Source organism: Micromonospora sp. WMMD967 (genome assembly GCF_029626165.1).
In the GTDB taxonomy this organism is placed as follows: Bacteria; Actinomycetota; Actinomycetes; order Mycobacteriales; family Micromonosporaceae; genus Micromonospora; species Micromonospora taraxaci.
The window spans coordinates 6,783,037-6,799,374 of sequence record NZ_JARUBK010000001.1; the positions used below are offsets into that span (position 1 = coordinate 6,783,037).

Genomic DNA, 16,338 nt, shown 5'->3' on the forward strand with positions numbered 1-16,338 from the left:
GTCGCCGTAGGCTGAAGGCGTGACGGTACGTGTGCGCTTCGCCCCTTCCCCGACCGGTATGTTCCACGTCGGCGGTGCCCGCTCGGCGCTGCAGAACTGGATCTACGCCAAGCAGCAGGGCGGGGTGTTCGTGCTGCGCATCGAGGATACCGACGCGGCGCGCAACAAGCCCGAGTGGACCGAGGGCATCCTCTCCGCGCTGGACTGGATCGGCATCTCCCGGGGCAGCTACGAGGGCCCGTACTTCCAGTCGGAGAACGCCGGCGAGCACCGGGCCGCCGCGGCCCGCCTCTACGAGTCGGGTCGCGCCTACTACTGCGACTGCACCCGTGAGGACGTGCAGGCGCGCACCGGCTCGCAGTACCAGGGCTACGACGGCTACCACCGCGACCGTGGCCTCGGCCCGGGCCCGGGGCACGCCCTGCGCTTCCGTACGCCCGACGAGGGCGCCACGGTGGTGGTCGACCTGATCCGTGGTGAGCCCACCTTCGAGAACAAGCTCATCGAGGACTTCGTGATCGCCCGGGGGGACGGCTCGCCGGTCTTCCTGCTGGCCAACGTCGTCGACGACATGACCATGGGGATCACCCACGTGATCCGCGCCGAGGAGCACCTGCCCAACACCCCCAAGCAGCAGCTGCTCTGGGACGCCCTCGGGGTCAAGCCGCCGGTCTGGGCGCACGTGCCGGTGGTGGTCAACGAGAAGCGGCAGAAGCTCTCCAAGCGGCGCGACAAGGTCGCCCTGGAGGCGTACCGCGAGGAGGGCTACCTCGCCGGCGCGATGCGCAACTACCTGATGCTGCTCGGCTGGGCGCCCTCCGGGGATCGGGAGATCGTCCCCTGGTCGGTCATCGAGGACGAGTTCCGGCTGGACGAGGTCAACCCCTCCCCCGCGTTCTTCGACGAGAAGAAGCTGCGCGCGTTCAACGGCGAATACATCCGCGCCCTGCCGGTTGCCGAGTTCGTGGACGCCTGCCAGCCGTGGCTGACCGGCACCGGGACGATCGCGCCACCGCCGTGGGAGCCCGAGGAGTTCGACGCCGACGCGTTCGCGGCGGTCGCCCCGCTGGCCCAGACGCGCATCGCGGTGCTCAGCGAGATCGTGCCGAACGTCGACTTCCTCTTCCTCGCCTCGCCGTTGATCGACGAGGCCGCGTGGACCAAGACGATGAAGGACGGCTCCGCCGAACTCCTGGACGACGCGGTCGCGGCCTTCGAGGCCCTGGAGTCCTGGGATGCCGAGTCGCTGAAGTCGACGCTGGAGGCGGTCGGCGCCGAGCGTGGCCTCAAGCTCGGCAAGACGCAGGCACCCGTTCGGGTCGCGGTCACCGGTCGCACCGTGGGTCTGCCGCTGTTCGAGTCGCTGGAGGTGCTCGGCCGAGAGCGCACCCTGACCCGAATCCGTGCCGCCCGCCTACGCCTGGTCTAACCCCCCGCAGCCCTCGCAGCCCCGCCCTGCCCTGCCCTGCCCCGTCGATCATGGAGTTGTGGTGCCCGGATCGAACCCCTCCGGGGGGTTCGTCCCCCACCACAACTCCATGATCGACGCCGGCTAGGCGGTGCGACGTCGGCTAGGCGGTGCGGCCTTGGCTAGGCGCTGCGGCGTCGGCGGAACATCAGGCCGGCGGCGAGCGCACCGATCAGCACCAGACCGCCGAGCGCCCAGAGCCACCAGCGGCCCCCGGAGTCGGACGTCTCCGACGCCGCCGGCACCGTGGACGCCGTCGGGCTGCCGGGCGTGGCCGACGCCGGCGCGGCGGAGGCTGAGGCGGTAGCGACAGTTGACGGGTCCGCCGAGGGCGCTCCGGCCGACGGAGACGCGGACGGGTTGGCGGCGGTGCCGGTCGTGAGGGTGAACCGCACTTCGCCCTTGACCGGGTGCCCGTCGGAGGACGCGAGCTGGTAGCCCACGATGTAGAGACCCGCCGCCGCCGGCTTGAACGGCACCCGCACCCGACTGCCGTCGAAGACGGGTGGGCCGCCGGCGACCACATTGTCCGGCCCGGTTATTGTGATCTTCGTCGTTGCCGGTGCCGGCTTGGCGAGGAAGCGCAGCTCGATCCGGGCCGGCGCCGTCGCGACTCGGGCACCGTCACGCGGATCGCTGCCGGTCAACGAGTTGTGCGCGACCGCTGGCGTCGGTGGCGCCAGAAACGACACACCGAACGCCACGCCGAGCACCACTGGCACGACCCGCGCCGTACGTGTAACCCTGCCCCCCATGAACCCCTCCGTAAGGGTACGATCCGCCCGCTGATCAAACGGCTCCTCATTAGTCGAGCCGAGATCGCAAATAGTTCCAATTACTGTTCCACAAGCTGCAACTCATCGACGTTCCCCGGAGTCTGTAAGGGTGACGCCGACCATCCGGTCGGTGTCGGCACCGGCAGACCGGGCCGGACGTCACAGCGATGCACTCCATCGAACGGGGCGAGGAGGCGGGATGGTCCGACAGATGAGGCGGTTGGCCGCCGTGCTGGCGGGCACGCTGGCGACGGCGCTGCTGTCACTCGGCACCACGGGCCCGGCTTCGGCCGCGCCGAAGCCCCCACCCCCCGGAGTGGACATCACCGGCGTGGGGTTGACCGAGCCGCTGCAGTTGCGCGCGGAGACGCAGCCCGCCCACGTGGGCGCGGTCATCGACCAGGTCAACTTCCTCGGTCGCACCGGCATGGCCAGCGGCCCGAAGCCCGCCGACCTCGGTCCGAAGTACACCGTCGTGGTGCTCGCCGGGGACACCCCGAAGCAGACGTACGACCTCTACCCGAAGGCGGTCGGTGGCCCTCGGGTCTTCCGGCCGGCGAAGCAGCCGGACGGCCGCAAGACCAGCGCCGGCTGGTTCCTGGGTCGACTCAGCATGTCCGAGACCCTGCGCACCGCGGGCGTGCCACTGGAGCGGCAGTTCGACACGGTCAGCGGCGGCGTGGGTGGCGGGGAGCGGGTGCTCCCGGAGGACACTCTCGATCCCGCGAAGGATCTCGACGAGGCGCTCGGCGACCTGCAACGGCTGCTGCTGCTCAACGTCGGGGTGATGCTCACCATCACTGTGGGCCTCGCCGGGATCGCCCTGCTGATCCGCCGCCGTACGCGCTGAACGGCCGCAGGCCGCCGTACGCGCTGAACGGCCGCACCCGCCGGTCAGCGGCGGGCGGTGATCAGCACCAGCGGCGGGGTGGGCGTTCGCGGCGGGTGGCCCGCGGACGCGGCCGCACCGGGCCGTGCCGATGTGCACCGGCCCAGCCGGGAAGTTCGCTGAGGCAACCAGCCGGGACGTCGACGTCGGGCTCACCGAGGGCGGTGGGCTCGCCGGAGCGCTGACGCGGAAGAGGGGTCTCGTCGTCGGCCCGACCGGCGAGCGGCTCCCCCGGGTGCGACGGCGTGCCGCCGACCGAGCGGCGGTGTTTGGCGGGCGTCTGCGGGTCGTGGTGCCCCGGCCGGCCGGGCTCACCCTGGGCGCAGCCGTACTCGGCCTCCCCGTGCGCCATCCCCGCTCTCCTCACGTTCGTCTACCCCCGGGTGCTCCCCGACGTGCCCTGTCACCGTACTGGCCGGGACCGGCGGGCCGCGCACGGCGTACCCGGCCGCACGACCGGGCGGCCCACGAAGACGACGGTGAGCGCGGGAACCGGTTGTCCAGTTCACAGCTTCTTTTCGCGCCGTTCACCCGAGGGCCGCGACCAGGCCGCACGGCGATCAGTGGCGGTGACGGGCCTCCTCCAGGTCGGCCCGGCCGAAGAGCGCCAGCAGCGTCACGCCGTGACCGGCGAGCGCCTGCGCCCCACCCTCGGCCCGGTCGATGACGCAGAGCGCGTGCTCCACCCGGGCACCCAGTACGCGTAGTTGGCCCGTCGAGATGACCACCTGACCGCCGGAGGTGACCACGTCCTCGACCACGAGCACCCGCCGGCCGACCAGCTCGGCGCCCTCGGCCAGCCGGGCCGTCCCGTACGGCTTGGCGCTCGTCGGCACGAGGGTTGCCAGCTGGGCGGCCACCCGGTCCAGCAGGCGAGGATCGGCCTCGAAGCGGTACTTGTCGAAGTACTCGTCGGCGGTCCGCCCGGAGCGGAGCACGAACGTTCCCGCCAGCCGGCAGGTGGCGTCGATCTCACGAGCCAGCGCGGCCCGAGCTTCCCCATCACTCATGATGATCATTGTTCGCTCATCGGGGCGCTGTCCGCGTACCCCTTTCGGCGCATGCCGGGGGCGGCGGCGTCCTCCCCCGGTCGGAGTCCGACCGGGTGCGGCTGTGGTGGGATCGGGGCATGCGTCTGCCACCGTGGCTCGGCTCCGGTACCCGCGGCCGGGATCTGGCGCTGGCCGGCGTCTCGTTGGCCGGCGGCCTGGTGCTGTGGACCCTCGGTTGGCAACCGCAGATCCGTCCGCACCCGGACGTGCCTGCGGTCCTGTTCCTGCCGCCGCTGCTGGCGATGTGCGTCGCCGTGGGCCTGCGCCTCGTCGCCCCGCGCGCCAGCCTCGCCGTCGGCACCGCGGCGGTGGTGGTGGACATCGCCCTCGGTGGCTCACTGGGGGCGATCCTGATCTACACCCAGGTGCTCTACGACGCGTGCGTCTACGGCCCGCCCCGGCTGTGGCGGTGGCTGCTGCGGGCGACCATCGGGCTGAGCGTGGTCGGTGCGATCGTCGGCGTGGTCCTCACCGACCGGTGGAGCGGGGTGGCCATCGGGGTGCTGGTGGTGCTCGTCGGCCTGCTGCCGGTCCTGACCGGGATCAGCGTGCGGCAGTACCGCGACCAGGCCGCCGCCGAGCGGGCCCGGGCCGAGCAGACCGCCCGCCTGGTCGAGTTGGACCGGCGGCAGGCGGTCAGCGCGGAGCGGGCCCGGATGGCCCGGGAGCTGCACGACGTGGTCGCCAACCACCTCAGCGCGGTGGCGATCCACGCCACCGCCGTGCTGTCCGTGCCCGGGCTGGATCGCACGCAGGTCGAGTCGGCGTTGCGGGTGATCCGGGAGAGCAGCGTGCAGGGCCTGGCCGAGATGCGTCAGTTGATCGACGTGCTCCGTGAGCCGGGGGGCGACGGCACGGCGGTGCCGGAGTTGGTCAGCGCGCGGCTCGCCGAGACCGACGAGCTGGTGGAGCGGGTCCGGGCCGCCGGCCTCGCGGTGCGGGTACGTACCGACGGCGCGCCGGGGCCGCTGCCGGTGGGGGTGGACCTCGCCGCGTACCGGATCGTGCAGGAGTCCCTCACCAACGCGCTCAAGCACGGCACTGGTGAGGCGGACCTGACGATCGCGTACCGACCGGCGGAGGTGGTGCTGACGGTGGAGAATCCGGTGCGCCGGGACGGGGCCGGGCTCGCCGGCGCCGGCGCCGGGCTGATCGGGATGCGGGAGCGGGCCACCCTGCTGGCCGGCCGGTTCAGCGCCGGACCGCACGACGGCCGCTGGCAGGTCCGAGCCGCGCTGCCCATCGGGGAGGGCCGGTGAGCAGCACGGCGGGGGCGGCGACGGTGCGGGTGGTGCTCGCGGACGACCAGCCGGCGGTACGGGCCGGCCTGGTCCTGATCCTGGACGGCTCCCCGGGCGTCGAGGTGGTCGGCGAGGCGGCCGACGGCGAGGAAGCGGTGCGGTTGTGCCGGGAACTGCGCCCGGACGTGGCGGTGCTGGACGTCCGCATGCCTCGCCGGGACGGGATCTCCGCGACCCGGGAGATCGTCACCGACGCGCTCGCCGACGTGCTGGTACTCACCACCTTCGACCTCGACGACTACGTCTTCGGCGCGTTGCGGGCCGGCGCGGCCGGGTTTCTGCTGAAGGACACCGACGCCGACGGTCTGGTGGACGCGGTACGGACGGTGGCGCGTGGCGACGGGTTCATCGCTCCCGCCGTGACGCGCCGGTTGATCACCGCTTTCGCGGCCACCGCGCCGACGGCGTCGGCCGCCACCCGGGCCGCACTGGACACCCTCACCCCGCGTGAGCGGGACGTGCTGGCCTGCCTCGGCCTGGGTCTGTCCAACCAGCAGATCGCCGAGCGGTTGGTGCTGGCGGAGAGCACGGCCAAGACGCACGTGAGCCGGATCCTGGCGAAGCTGGACCTGCGCAGCCGGGTGCAGGCCGCGATCGTGGCCCAGGAGCTGGGCCTGCCCCCTCCCCCGCACGCGTGAGCGCGGGAGTCCACCCGGCACAGCCCCGAAGGGGCGCTGACGACGTCGGTCGAGGGTGCCGGCCGGAACGTCCTCGCCGCCACGGGCCGACCGGTGCCGACGTGGATGGCCTGCTCAGAACATGTCAGGCTAGGGCGGTGAGCACGCCGGGCGGTGGAGAGCTGTCGGCCACGCTGCGCCGGATCGAACGTTCGGCGGGGGCGCTGGCCACCTCCAGCGTGGCCCGGATGGACGAGACCCTGCCCTGGTTCCGGGCGCTGCCGGCCGACCAGCGCTCCTGGGTGATGTTGGTGGCCCAGGCCGGCGCGCGGTCGCTGGTGCAGTGGTTGCAGGACGGCGGCGGCACGGCGGACAGCACCCAGGAGGTCTCGGACGAGGTCTTCGCCGCCGCCCCGCAGGCGCTGGCCCGGTCGATCACCCTCCAGCAGACCGTGGCGTTGATCAAGGTGACCATCGACGTGGTCGAGGAGCAGGTGTCGCACCTGGCCGCCGAGGGCGAGGAGCAGCAACTACGCGAGGCGGTGCTGCGCTTCTCCCGGGAGATCGCGTTCGCCGCCGCCCGGGTGTACGCGCGGGCCGCCGAGTCCCGTGGCGCCTGGGACGCCCGGTTGCAGGCCCTGCTGGTCGACGCGCTGCTGCGCGGTGACTCGCCGGACGTGCTGGCCAGTCGGGCCGCCGCACTCGGCTGGGCGGACGCGCCGCCGGTGGCGGTGGCTGTCGGCCGGTCTCCCGGCGGGGAGGTCTCCGCGGTGCTGCACGTGGTCTACCGGCAGGCCCGCCGGATCGGCGTGGAGGTGATCGGTGGTGTCCACGGCGACCGGTTGGTGATCGTGCTGGGTGGCGCGGCGGACCCGATGACCGCCACGGCCAAGTTGCTGAGCGCGTTCGGGGACGGCCCGGTGGTGGTCGGGCCGGCGGTGCCGAGCCTGGACGAGGCGACCGAGTCGGCACGGGCGGCGTTGTCCGGTTTCCGGGCGGCGCCGGCCTGGCCGAGCGCCCCGCGACCGGTGCCGGCCGCCGACCTGTTGCCGGAGCGGGCTCTCGCGGGCGACGCCGAGGCCCGCCGGCGGTTGCGGCACGACGTGTACGCGACGCTGGTGCGCGCCGGTGGGGAGCTGTTGGCGACCCTGGACGCGTTCCTGGCCGCCGGCGGCACGCTGGAGAGCGCGGCGCGGGCGTTGTTCGTGCACCCGAACACGGTGCGGTACCGGTTGCGGCGGATCGCCGAGGTGACCGGCTTCTCGCCGTTGTCTCCCCGGGACGCGTTCGCCCTGCAGGTCGCGCTGACCGTGGGCCGGTTGGATCCGGTCGCCCCGATCACCTCACCCGTCCCGACTCAGACAATGACCCCGGCCACCCGGAAAACCGCCCAAAACGAGGATGATCCCCGCCGATCTTTGTAGGAAACCTCTAAAGGTCCTAGTGCGGTTTGGTCGGGGGCGGCACAGCGTTACCCGCGCGTATCCGGGAGAGTCATAGGCGTGCTCGCCGTACTTAGTCCCGGCCAGGGTTCTCAGAAACCCGGCTTCCTGACCCCCTGGCTCGACCTGACCGGCACTGAGGCGCGTCTGCGCGAGTGGTCGGCGCTGGCCGGGGTCGACCTCATGCATCTGGGCACCGACGCCGACGCCGACGAGATCAAGGACACCGCCCGCACCCAGCCGCTGCTGGTCGCCGCGGCGCTGCTCGCCGGCGAACACCTGCCGTTGGACGACGTCGCGCTCACCGCCGGTCACAGCGTCGGCGAGCTGGGTGCCGCCGTCCTGGCCGGCGTGCTGTCGGCCGAGGCCGCGATCAGTCTCGCCGGGGTTCGTGGCCGGGAGATGGCGGCCGCGTGCGCGCTGGAGCCGACCGGCATGGCCGCGGTGCTCGGCGGCGACCCCGACGAGGTGCTCGCCGCGATCGAGGCCAACGGGCTCTACCCGGGCAACCGCAACGGCGCCGGGCAGATCGTCGCCGCCGGTTCGCTGGACGGGCTCGACAAGCTCGCCGCCGAGCCGCCCGCGCGGGCGCGGATCATCCGGCTCAAGGTGGCCGGCGCGTTCCACACCCCGTACATGGCCCCGGCCGAGGCCGCGCTCGCCGCGGTCGCCGCCGAGATCACCCCCGCCGACCCGGCCCGCCTCCTGCTGTCGAACCTCGACGGCACGGCGGTCGACAACGGTGCCGAGATGGTGCAGCGCCTCGTGCGTCAGGTCACCGCGCCGGTGCGGTGGGACCTGTGCATGCGTACGCTGGCCGACCTCGGGGTCACCGGCGTGATCGAGTTGCCACCGGCCGGCACTCTCGCCGGGTTGGTGAAGCGGGACCTCAAGGGCGACGGCGCCCCGGAGATCGTCACCCTGAACACCCCGGACGACCTGCCGGCCGCACGGGACCTGATCGCCCGCATCGGAGGTCGCTCATGACTGGCAGTCGCATCGTCTCGATGGGGCACTACCAACCCTCCCGGGTGGTGACCAACGACGACATCGCGCAGCTCGTCGACACCAACGACGAGTGGATCCGGGACCGGGTCGGCATCGTCAGCCGGCGGATCGCCGACAGTGAGACGGTGGCCGACATGGCCGCCGCCGCCGCCGGCAAGGCGCTGGCCAACTCGGGCCTGACCGCCGCCGACATCGACCTGGTCGTGGTGGCCACCTGCACCTCCATCGACCGCAGCCCCAACGTGGCCTGCCGGGTCGCCGCCAAGCTGGGCATCACCGCCCCGGGCGCGTTCGACGTCAACACCGCCTGCTCCGGCTTCGCGTACGCGCTGGGCACCGTGGACCACGCCATCCGGGCCGGCGCGTCTCGCAACGCGATCGTCATCGGCGCGGAGAAGTTGTCCGACTTCACCGACTGGACCGACCGCTCCACCTGCATCATCTTCGCCGACGGCGCCGGCGCCGCGGTGGTCTCCGCCACCGCCGACGACGAGCCGGCCGGGATCGGGCCGGTCGTCTGGGGTTCGGTCCCGGAGAAGAGCGACGCGGTACGCATCGAGGGCTGGCGCCCGTACGTCCAGCAGGAGGGGCAGGCGGTGTTCCGCTGGGCCACCACCGCGATCGCGCCACTCGCCCTGCAGGCCTGCGAGCGGGCCGGGGTCGACCCGTCGGAGCTGGCCGCGTTCGTGCCGCACCAGGCCAACGCCCGGATCATCGACGGCATCGCCAAGCGACTCAACATCCCCAACGCGATCATCGCGAAGGACATCGTCGAGTCCGGCAACACGTCCGCGGCGAGCGTGCCGCTGGCCCTGTCCAAGCTGGTCGAGCGCCGGGAGGTGCCCTCGGGCGCGCCGGTGCTGCTGTTCGGTTTCGGCGGTGGCCTGACCTACGCCGGTCAGGTCGTCCGCTGCCCCTGATGCCCCCTCGGGCGCGTACGCGTCCAGGAGTGGCGGTCGGCGACGCCGTCCGCCGGAAACCCCGATGAAAGGAACCAACAGCAATGACCCGTGACGAGATCACCACCGGCCTCGCCGAGATCCTCGAAGAGGTTGCCGGGGTGAACCCGGACGACGTGGCCGAGGGGAAGTCCTTCACCGACGACCTCGACGTCGACTCGCTCTCCATGGTGGAGGTCGTGGTTGCCGCCGAGGAGAAGTTCGGCGTCAAGATCCCGGACAACGAGGTGCAGAACCTCAAGACCGTCGGTGACGCCGTCAGCTACATCGCGGCGCAGTCCTGATCATGAGTCGTCCTGACGTCGTCGTCACCGGGCTCGGCGCGACGACCCCGCTTGGCGGGGACGTCGCGTCGACCTGGGACGCCATGCTCGCCGGCCGCTCCGGGGTGAGTGCCCTCACCCAGGAGTGGGCCGCGCAACTGCCGGTCCGGATCGCCGCCCAGCTGGCCGTGGAGCCGTCCGAGGTGCTGGACCGGGTCCGACTGCGCCGACTGGACCGCTCCGAGGCGATCGCGATCATCGCGGCGCAGCAGGCCTGGGCGGACGCCGGCCTCGCCGGCTCCGACCTCGACGGGGAGCGGCTAGCCGTCAGCGTCGGCTCCGGTATCGGTGGCGCCACCACCCTGCTCGCCCAGGACGACATCCTGGAGGCGTCCGGGCCACGGCGGGTCTCCCCGCACACCATCCCGATGCTGATGCCGAACGGTCCGGCCGCCTGGGTCGGTCTGGAGCTGGGCGCGAAGGCCGGTGTGCACTCGGTGGCCAGCGCCTGCGCCACCGGCGCGGAGGCGATCGCCCTCGGCCTGGACATCATCCGCTCCGGCCGGGCCGACGTGGTGGTGGCCGGTGGCACCGAGGCGGTCATCCACCCGCTGCCGATCGCCGGCTTCAGCTCGATGCGGGCCATGTCGACCCGCAACGACGAGCCGGAGCGCGCCTCCCGTCCGTGGGACCGGGGCCGCGACGGCTTCGTCCTCGGCGAGGGCGCCGGCATCGTGGTGCTGGAGCGGGCCGAGCACGCGGCCGCCCGGGGTGCCCGGGTGTACGCGCGCCTCGCCGGCGCCGGTATCACCTCCGACGCGTACGACATCGTGCAGCCGCACGCCGAGGGCGAGGGTGCCATCCGGGCCATCGCCAAGGCGATCGCGGACGCGGACGTGGCGAAGCAGGACATCGTGCACGTCAACGCGCACGCCACCTCGACCCCGGTCGGGGACATGCTGGAGATCAGCGGGCTGCACAAGGCGCTCGGTGACCACCCGGTGCTGTCCGCGACGAAGTCGATGACCGGTCACCTACTCGGTGCGGCCGGGGCGTTGGAGTCGATCGCCACCATCCTGGCCATCCGCGACGGTGTCGTCCCTCCGACGATCAACCTCGACGACCCGGAGCCCGGTCTCACCCTGGACGTCGCCGCGCACAAGGCCCGCCACATGGAGATCCCGGCCGCGTTGAACAACGCGTTCGGTTTCGGCGGCCACAACGTGGCGTTGGTCTTCGCCCGGCCCTGAGCCTGCCGTGGAACGGGCCACCTCCGGTCGGAGGTGGCCCGTTCCGCTCGTTCAGCCCCGGTTGCGGGGATGCTGCTTGGCGGTGCGCTCGTTGCCGTGGCGGTAGTTGCCGGTCCAGCGCGCCATCACCAACTGTGGGTCGTCATCGACCTCGGCGAGGAACTCCGCCGCCCGGCCGCCACGCAGCGTGCCGGCCACCCGACCGTGATGGGTGATCACCACGGTGCCGTCGGCCCGTTGCACGTGCCGAAATCCTTCTGCCGCTCCCATGCCTGGAGACTGTCAGGCACCCCGGGCCTGGGTCGACCCGTTTTCGCCGGTTCAGGTGCCGCAGGTGGTGGCGGGCAGGCCCTGCACGGCCACCGGGGACCGGCCGCTCGGCTTGGCCTTGCCGGTCAGCACGGCGGCCAGCGCGGTCATCGAGGCCCGGCTGGACGAGTAGGTGGCCAGCAGCGTCGGCGACTTCGCGCCGGCCAGCACGTACGGGGTGTCCATGGCGACGGTGACCGCCGCGTCGGGCCGCAGGTCCTTGGCGCCGTCGCCGTAGCCGACCAGGTGCACGATCGTCCCGCCGCTGGGCTTCACCTGCGCTCCGGCGGCCGTCAGCGCGGCGGTGAGCGCGGCCCGGGTGCCGTCCCGACCGCCGGAGGAGGTGACGGTGATCGGCCCGGCGACCGCCTTGCCGCAGGTGCCCCTCAGCACGGTGACGGCGGCGGCGGCCAGCGCGTCGGCCGCCGCGCGGTGCTCCGGGGAGTTGAGCGTGGACATCTGCGCGGCCGGGGTCTCCGCGAGACGGAACTTCATGGTCAGCACGCGGGTGACCGCTTCGACCAGCCGGGTCCGGGGCAGTGAGCCGCCGCGCAGCGCGGCGAGCAGCCCGTCGTACGCCTGACCCACGTTCGGAGTCATCAGGATGAGGTCGTTACCGGCGTTCAACGCGCGGACCGCCGCCTCGCCGGGCGCCCAGCGCTTCGCTGGTGGCATGTTCATGCCGTCGGTGATCACCACGCCCTTGAAGCCGAGCTGACCGCGCAGGACGTCGGTGAGCAGCTTGTGCGAGAACGTCGCCGGGGTCCCCGGGTCGATCGCCTGCGCGTCCAGGTGGCCGGACATCACCGCCATCGCCCCGGCGTCCATGCCCGCGGTGAACGGCGGCCAGGCGCCGTTCTGCAACGCCTCGGCGGACTGGGTGAGCACCGGCAGATCCTGGTGCGAGTCGTCGGCGCTGTGACCGTGCCCGGGGAAGTGCTTCAGGGTGGCCGCCACCCCGACCGCCTGCAGGCCACGGACGGCACCGCCCACCTGCGCCGCGGCCTGCTTGGGGTCGGAGCCGTACGACCGGGACCCGATCACGGTGCTGCGGGTGGCCAGCACGTCGGCCACCGGGGCGAAGTCGACGTTGATTCCCATCGCCGCCAGCTCGGCACCGGCGGCCCGCCAGGCGGCCTCGGTCAGCTTCGGGTCGCCGGCCGCGCCGGCCGCGAGCGCGCTGGGCAGCAGTGTGACCCCGTCGGTCACGCGGGTGACGACGCCGTACTCCTGGTCGGTGCCGATCAGCAGGGGCGCGGGGCCGGCGGCGAGCCGACCGGCGGCGGCGCGCAGCCCGGTGGTGAGGTCGTGCACCTGCTTCGGGTTGTCGACGTTCGTGGTCTCCTGGTTGCCCTTGGTCGGGTCGTCGGCGCTGAAGCCGACCAGGATCAGGCCACCCAGCCGGTACTTGCTGATCATGTCGGCCGGGGTGTCGACTCCGGCGAGGGCCCGGTTGCCGGCGGCCGAGCCGGCCGAGACCTTCGTCGCCGAGTCGCCGTAGGCGTACGGCATCAGCACCTGGCCGACCAGGTCTTCGTCGGACAGCGTCGCGACCAGCGCGGCGGCGCGGGCGGCGGGGTCGCTGGCCGGTGGCGCGGCGGAGGTGCTCGGCGCCGCCGAGGTGTCGGCCGGATTCGGCGTCGGGGCCGGGCGTTCGGCGGCACCCGAGCAGCCGGAGACGAGCAGGGCGGTCAGGGCGGTGGCTGCGACGGTGGCCCGCCACGGGCGATTCGACACGCGGCCTATCCCATCAGTTCCCCCTTATCGGGGCAACTTGACCTTTCCGCCCGCAGGTCTCGCCGACCACGTGCGTGCAGGTTGCCCGACCCGCACGCGGTCGAGTCAGCCGACCCGGGTGAGCAACGTCACCGGCGCACCGTCTCCGGCGTAGCGGTAGGGCTCCAGGTCAGCGTCCCACGCGGTGCCCAGCGCCTTGTCCAGCGCGTGCGCCAACGCCTCCGGAGCCCGGGACGCGGCCATCAGCGTCCGTAGCCGGTCCTCGCCGAGCTGGATGTCACCGGCCACGCCGACGGTGGCTCGGAACAGGCCACGGGCCGGCACGTACATGAAGCGTTCACCGTCGGCGCCGGGACTCGGCTCCTCGGTGACCTCGAAACGGATCATGGGCCACTGCCGTAGGGCAGCAGCCAGCTCGGCGCCCGTCCCCGGACGACCGGTCCACCCGCACTCTGCCCGGCGTGCGCCGGGGTCGACGGGCTGAGCCGTCCACTGCAGGTTGACCGGCGCGGCTAGGACGCGCGCGATCGCCCACTCGACGTGTGAGCACACGGCGAGCGGGGTCGAGTGGACGTATACGACGCCACGCGTTGGCACGGTGACCTCCCGGAGAGCGAGGTGCGTCTTCCCCTACGACCTCGACCACCCAGGTGGCTCGTGCAACACATGATGACTCCTGTGACGCGTGGTGCGCCAGGGAATCGGAAAAAACGCCGGGTGGAATAGCCGGACGGGTGGCTGCCGTTGCCTCTCAGGACACCGCGACGACCAGCATGATGTCGTGGTCCTGTACAGTTCCACCGGCGGCTTATGCCGCGTTACACCTACGCGAGCCGGAGTCACGATCGGCCCGCACACAGCCCCCGGACGTTCAAGTCCTCCCGTACGTCTTGCAAGGAGTACCTCCGTGGCGAGCAACACCTCTAAGACCGCGCGCGCGTCAGTCCGGGCCGGCCAGGCTGGCCAGGGTGGCGCCCTCAGCGTGCTGGGCGAGTTCAAGTACCTCATCCCGCTCAACGGCGGCAAGCACGCCTACGTGCGGAACCTGACCAACGGCAAGACCGCGCACCTGCGCACCGACTCGGACGCCTTCGTCGAGGAGATCCGCGTGCTGGCCGCCGCCGGCCACGCCGCCAAGATCCGGGCGGAGATCAACAACCTGGCTGCCACCCACCCGGGTGACGGCTGGGAGGCCACCGAGAAGCGCCTCGTCGCTGCCGGTGTCTTCGAGGGCTGAGCCCCTCCCCCACCGCATCATCTGAAACCGCCCGCCGGGAGTTCCCGGCGGGCGGTTTCGCGTCCGCGAGGACCGGCTTCGTCGATCATGGAGTTGTGGTGCCCGGCTTGGAGTCATCCAGGCCGGTTTGTCACCCACCACAACTCCATGATCGACGGGGGCGGGAGGGGGACGGGGCGGGGGGCGCGGGCGGGGCGGGGGGTGGTCAGCCGGGGTCGAGGAGGGCTACCTCGCCGGTGGCCAGGTCGTAGAGGCCGCCGGTCACCGCCACCCGCCCGGCGGCCACCGGCCCGGCCAGCAGGTCGTCGTCGCGCAGCGTGCGCACCGTCCGCCGGACGTGCCGGCGAATCGCCAGCGGGTGCACCGCCGGGTCGTCGAACCCGATCTCGGTCACCGCCGGGGCGATCTCGTCCACCAGGTACGCGAGCGACCCCCCGGGACGCTCCCCGGTGCGCAGCGCGTCCACCGCGGCGCCCACCGCGCCGCACCGCTCGTGACCCAGAACCATCACCAGCGGTACGCCGAGCTGCCCGACCACGTACTCGATGGAGCCGCACACCGCCCGGTCGAGCACGTGCCCACCGGTACGGATCACACAGATCGCCCCGAACGTCTGGTCGAAGATCGCCTCCAGCGGCACCCGTGAGTCGATGCAGCCGAGCACCACCGCGTACGGCTGCTGGTCGCCGGAGGCGGCTGCCGCGGCCGTGACGTCGTGCCCGTGGATCGGCTGGCCGCTGACGAACCGCCGGTTCCCGGCGAGCAGGTCGGCGAGCGCAGCGCGGGGCGTACCGCCGGCCTGCCGTCCCTGCCCCGGCGTCGCACCCATGGGCACTCCCGAGGACCCCATGCCGTTCAGCTTGGTCTTCCGCCGACGACCACGGGCGAGGTCGGGAATGTTCGCCCCGGCGCGATTGGCGTGGTCTCATGACGGGTAGCCGGTGTTACCGCCGGGTATCCCGGTGCTGGTGGTGCTGGGCGGCCCTGGGGAGGTGGCGATGCCGGAGCGGTTCGAGGTGACCATGCCGGACGGCGTACGGCTCAACGTCGAGGTGACAGGGCCGGCGGACGCCCAGGTGACAGCCGTCCTGTTGCACGGCTGGACGCTGGACGGGCGCGCCTGGCACCGGCAGGTGGACGCGCTCAGCACGGCGCCGGTCGGCGGGGCGGTGCGGGTGGTCACCTACGACGCGCGGGGGCACGGCCACTCCAGCTGCATGGCGCTGCCCACCGCCACCCTGGCCCAGCTCGGCGACGACCTGGCCACGGTGATCGACACGGTGGCGCCGACCGGCCCCGTCGTCCTGGTCGGGCACTCGATGGGCGGCATGACGATCATGGAGTACGCCCACCGCCACCCCGCGCACTTCGCCGCCCGTACCTCCGGGCTGGTCTTCGTCTCGACCACCGCGGAGGGGCACACGCACACCGTCTACGGCCTCTCGCCGCGGATCGCCCGGCTGATCCGGCTGGCCGAGACGACGGGTGCCGGGGTGTTGGCCCGATGCGGTTCGTGGCGTGCGCCCCGGGCTCTGCTGAACGCGTTGCGACCGAGCATCCGCTGGATGCTCTTCGGCGACCGCTGCGACCCCTCCGACCTCCGCCTGGTGACCTCGGCGGTGGCTCGTGCCTCGCTGCGCTCGATCGGCGGGTTCCGCGCCTCCATCGGCGCCCAGCACCGCCTGGACACCCTCGCCGCGCTGGCCCACCTGCCGGCCGCCGCTCTGGTCGGTGACCGGGACCGGCTGACCCCACCGCCGTGCGCCGAGTCCATCGCGGCGGCCCTGCCGGCCACCGAGCTGACCATCTGCCCTGGTGCCGGGCACATGCTGATGATGGAACGGCCGGACGAGGTCACCGCCGCGCTCACCGGTGTCCTGCGTCGGGTGCTCGCCGAACCGCCGCCCCGCAGCCTCGACGCGACCCCCGCCGGGACCGGCGTCTGACCACGTTCCCGCACCTCGGGCGCGGCGGGCCGGGCGCGGGGCCGTACCCTTCTGCGGTTGGCCTGCGCGGTTTCCGCCGCCGGC

At 72.8% G+C, this 16,338-nt stretch carries 17 protein-coding genes and 1 pseudogene; 11 read left to right on the forward strand and 7 right to left on the reverse strand.

Features of this window, described 5'->3' with window-relative positions; genetic code table 11:
* The first annotated feature begins 19 nt into the window (after window positions 1-19).
* Window positions 20-1,429 (forward strand): glutamate--tRNA ligase, encoded by a 1,410-nt coding sequence (gene gltX, locus O7631_RS30465; RefSeq protein WP_278147410.1) that lies wholly within the window; start codon window positions 20-22, stop codon window positions 1,427-1,429.
* A gap of 161 nt (window positions 1,430-1,590) precedes the next feature.
* Here the strand turns inward: gltX and O7631_RS30470 are convergent, their stop codons facing one another.
* Window positions 1,591-2,190: a copper resistance CopC family protein gene (locus O7631_RS30470; RefSeq protein WP_278147411.1), complete on the reverse strand. Its 600-nt coding sequence runs from the start codon at window positions 2,188-2,190 to the stop codon at window positions 1,591-1,593.
* Window positions 2,191-2,443: 253 nt separating this feature from the next.
* On the opposite strand from O7631_RS30470, the gene O7631_RS30475 reads away from it, so the two are divergent.
* Window positions 2,444-3,094 (forward strand): hypothetical protein, encoded by a 651-nt coding sequence (locus tag O7631_RS30475; protein WP_278147412.1) that lies wholly within the window; start codon window positions 2,444-2,446, stop codon window positions 3,092-3,094.
* A gap of 61 nt (window positions 3,095-3,155) precedes the next feature.
* On the opposite strand, the gene O7631_RS30480 is transcribed toward O7631_RS30475, so the two are convergent.
* Window positions 3,156-3,485 (reverse strand): hypothetical protein, encoded by a 330-nt coding sequence (locus O7631_RS30480; protein ID WP_278147413.1) that lies wholly within the window; start codon window positions 3,483-3,485, stop codon window positions 3,156-3,158.
* A gap of 208 nt (window positions 3,486-3,693) precedes the next feature.
* Window positions 3,694-4,143, reverse strand: coding sequence for an orotate phosphoribosyltransferase (locus O7631_RS30485; RefSeq protein ID WP_278147414.1), 450 nt, complete (start codon window positions 4,141-4,143; stop codon window positions 3,694-3,696).
* Window positions 4,144-4,262: 119 nt separating this feature from the next.
* Here O7631_RS30485 and O7631_RS30490 point away from each other — a divergent pair, with 119 nt between their 5' ends.
* The 7 genes and pseudogenes from O7631_RS30490 to fabF all read left to right on the forward strand — a co-directional run bounded on the left by O7631_RS30490 (window position 4,263) and on the right by fabF (window position 11,025).
* Window positions 4,263-5,444, forward strand: a complete 1,182-nt coding sequence (locus O7631_RS30490) for a histidine kinase (protein WP_278147415.1) — start codon at window positions 4,263-4,265, stop codon at window positions 5,442-5,444.
* Entirely contained in the window at window positions 5,441-6,124 is a 684-nt protein-coding gene (locus O7631_RS30495) for a response regulator transcription factor (RefSeq protein ID WP_278147416.1), read from the forward strand. Before O7631_RS30490 ends, O7631_RS30495 begins: the two co-directional genes overlap by 4 nt.
* A 101-nt stretch (window positions 6,125-6,225) precedes the next feature.
* Complete coding sequence (locus tag O7631_RS30500) at window positions 6,226-7,527, forward strand: helix-turn-helix domain-containing protein (protein WP_278147417.1); 1,302 nt, start codon at window positions 6,226-6,228, stop codon at window positions 7,525-7,527.
* A 78-nt stretch (window positions 7,528-7,605) separates the two neighbouring features.
* Window positions 7,606-8,514 (forward strand): annotated as a pseudogene (locus O7631_RS30505) (ACP S-malonyltransferase); the annotation flags it as partial.
* A gap of 14 nt (window positions 8,515-8,528) precedes the next feature.
* Complete coding sequence (locus tag O7631_RS30510) at window positions 8,529-9,473, forward strand: beta-ketoacyl-ACP synthase III (protein WP_145779539.1); 945 nt, start codon at window positions 8,529-8,531, stop codon at window positions 9,471-9,473.
* Window positions 9,474-9,556: 83 nt separating this feature from the next.
* A complete protein-coding gene (locus O7631_RS30515; RefSeq protein WP_030330276.1) occupies window positions 9,557-9,796 on the forward strand; it encodes an acyl carrier protein in 240 nt (79 codons plus the stop codon).
* Between the two features lie 2 nt (window positions 9,797-9,798).
* Window positions 9,799-11,025, forward strand: coding sequence for a beta-ketoacyl-ACP synthase II (gene fabF, locus O7631_RS30520; RefSeq protein WP_088988219.1), 1,227 nt, complete (start codon window positions 9,799-9,801; stop codon window positions 11,023-11,025).
* A gap of 51 nt (window positions 11,026-11,076) precedes the next feature.
* Here the strand turns inward: fabF and O7631_RS30525 are convergent, their stop codons facing one another.
* From O7631_RS30525 to O7631_RS30535, 3 genes are all read right to left on the reverse strand, one after another.
* Window positions 11,077-11,295 carry a hypothetical protein gene (locus O7631_RS30525; protein WP_278147418.1) on the reverse strand — a complete coding sequence of 73 codons (219 nt, stop codon included), beginning with the start codon at window positions 11,293-11,295 and terminating at the stop codon, window positions 11,077-11,079.
* Window positions 11,296-11,346: 51 nt separating this feature from the next.
* Window positions 11,347-13,080: a glycoside hydrolase family 3 N-terminal domain-containing protein gene (locus O7631_RS30530; RefSeq protein WP_278148069.1), complete on the reverse strand. Its 1,734-nt coding sequence runs from the start codon at window positions 13,078-13,080 to the stop codon at window positions 11,347-11,349.
* Window positions 13,081-13,176: 96 nt separating this feature from the next.
* A complete protein-coding gene (locus O7631_RS30535) occupies window positions 13,177-13,668 on the reverse strand; it encodes a DUF3145 domain-containing protein (protein WP_030330284.1) in 492 nt (163 codons plus the stop codon).
* 310 nt (window positions 13,669-13,978) lie between these two features.
* Here O7631_RS30535 and O7631_RS30540 point away from each other — a divergent pair, with 310 nt between their 5' ends.
* Window positions 13,979-14,308, forward strand: a complete 330-nt coding sequence (locus O7631_RS30540; RefSeq protein WP_030330285.1) for a hypothetical protein — start codon at window positions 13,979-13,981, stop codon at window positions 14,306-14,308.
* A 205-nt stretch (window positions 14,309-14,513) separates the two neighbouring features.
* Here O7631_RS30540 and O7631_RS30545 read toward each other — a convergent pair whose 3' ends face one another.
* Complete coding sequence (locus tag O7631_RS30545) at window positions 14,514-15,137, reverse strand: carbonic anhydrase (RefSeq protein ID WP_278147419.1); 624 nt, start codon at window positions 15,135-15,137, stop codon at window positions 14,514-14,516.
* 169 nt (window positions 15,138-15,306) lie between these two features.
* Here O7631_RS30545 and O7631_RS30550 point away from each other — a divergent pair, with 169 nt between their 5' ends.
* Window positions 15,307-16,254 (forward strand): alpha/beta hydrolase, encoded by a 948-nt coding sequence (locus O7631_RS30550; protein WP_278148070.1) that lies wholly within the window; start codon window positions 15,307-15,309, stop codon window positions 16,252-16,254.
* The last annotated feature ends 84 nt before the right edge of the window (window positions 16,255-16,338 follow it).